1 protein-coding gene and 1 pseudogene are annotated in these 1746 nt (G+C 73.7%); one reads left to right on the top strand and one right to left on the bottom strand.

All coding sequences use genetic code 11. From position 1 onward, the window contains the following. Nucleotides 1-172: 172 nt before the first annotated feature. A complete protein-coding gene (gene hydA, locus HW445_RS29850; RefSeq protein ID WP_180223936.1) occupies nt 173-1573 on the top strand; it encodes a dihydropyrimidinase in 1401 nt (466 codons plus the stop codon). 41 nt (nt 1574-1614) lie between these two features. Here the strand turns inward: hydA and HW445_RS33875 are convergent. After that, nucleotides 1615-1746 (bottom strand): annotated as a pseudogene (locus tag HW445_RS33875) (thioesterase); the annotation flags it as partial.

Below are 1746 nucleotides of genomic sequence, written 5' to 3'. Positions count from 1 at the left end.
CGCTGCGCGCTGCGCATCGCCCCGCCCCTGTCGCTCACCGCCGCCGAGGCGGAGGAGGGAGCGGCGATCCTCGAACAGGCCCTGCGCCGGGTCGCGGGGTGACCCCGGGGCCGCTTCCGTCCCGCCCCGGCCGGTACCGGCCGGGTCCGCCCAGGAAGGAGAGGCACAGCCCATGTCCCGCACCGTGATCCGCGGCGGCCTCGTCGTCACCGCCTCCGACGAGATCCACGCCGACGTCCTGATCGAGGACGGCCGCGTCGCCGCCCTCGCCGCCCCCGGCACCTCCGCCGCCGAGGCGTGGACCGCCGACCGCACCCTGGACGCCACCGACCGTTACGTCCTGCCGGGCGGCGTCGACGCCCACACCCACATGGAGATGCCGTTCGGCGGCACCCACTCCTCCGACACCTTCGAGACCGGCACCCGCGCCGCGGCCTGGGGCGGCACCACCACCATCATCGACTTCGCGATCCAGACCGTCGGCCGCAGCCTCCGCGAGGGCCTGGACGCCTGGCACGCCAAGGCCGAGTCGAACTGCGCCGTCGACTACGGCTTCCACATGATCGTCTCGGACGTCGGCGCGCACACGCTCCGGGAGATGGACCGCCTGATCGAGGAGGGCGTGACCTCGTTCAAGCAGTTCATGGCCTACCCCGGAGTCTTCTACTCCGACGACGGCCAGATCCTGCGCGCCATGCAGCGCGCCGCCGCCAACGGCGGGCTGATCATGATGCACGCCGAGAACGGCATCGCCATCGACGTCCTGGTCGAACAGGCCCTGGCCCGCGGCGAGACCGACCCGCGGTTCCACGGCGAGGTCCGCAAGGAACTGCTGGAGGCCGAGGCGACCCACCGCGCGATCCGCCTCGCCGAGGTGGCCGGAGCCCCGCTGTACGTCGTGCACGTCTCCGCGGCCAAGGCCGTGGCCGAGCTGGCCCGGGCCCGGGACGAGGGACTCCCCGTCTTCGGCGAGACCTGTCCGCAGTACCTGTTCCTCTCCACCGACAACCTGGCCGAACCCGGCTTCGAAGGCGCCAAGTACGTCTGCTCCACCCCGCTGCGCCCCCGCGAGCACCAGGCGGCGCTGTGGCGCGGACTGCGCACCGGCGACCTCCAGGTGGTCTCCACCGACCACTGCCCGTTCTGCTTCACCGGGCAGAAGGACATGGGCCGCGGGGACTTCTCCAAGATCCCCAACGGCATGCCGGGCGTCGAGCACCGCATGGACCTGCTGCACCAGGCGGTCCTCGACGGCCACATCACCCGCCGCCGCTGGATCGAGATCGCCTGCGCGACCCCGGCGCGGATGTTCGGCCTCTACCCGAGGAAGGGCACCATCGCGCCCGGCGCCGACGCCGACGTGGTGATCTACGACCCGCACGCGGAGCAGGTGATCTCCGCCGCGACGCACCACATGAACGTCGACTACTCCGCCTACGAGGGGCGGCGGATCACCGGCCGGGTGGAGACGGTCCTCTCCCGCGGCGTCCCGGTCGTCGAGGCCGGCGCGTACGTGGGACGGGCCGGGCACGGCTCCTACCTGCCGCGCGGCCTGTGCCAGCTGGCCGGCTGAACGGGGCCGGGGCCGGGCGCGTCCCCCGCGGCGGGGACCGCTCAGTCCCGCGCGCGGGGCTCCAGCACCGAGACGGAGCCCTGGGCGACGGCGCACAGCGACTCCGTGCCGTCGGCGGCCACCGTGACGAGGTCGCACCGGCACACCACCCGGCTGCGGCCCGCGCGCACCAC

It is taken from the genome of Streptomyces sp. UH6, from assembly GCF_013421635.1.
In the GTDB taxonomy this organism is placed as follows: domain Bacteria; phylum Actinomycetota; class Actinomycetes; order Streptomycetales; family Streptomycetaceae; genus Streptomyces; species Streptomyces abyssomicinicus.
Note: the sequence above shows the minus strand (reverse complement) of the source record. Positions and strands in the feature narration are given on the sequence as shown.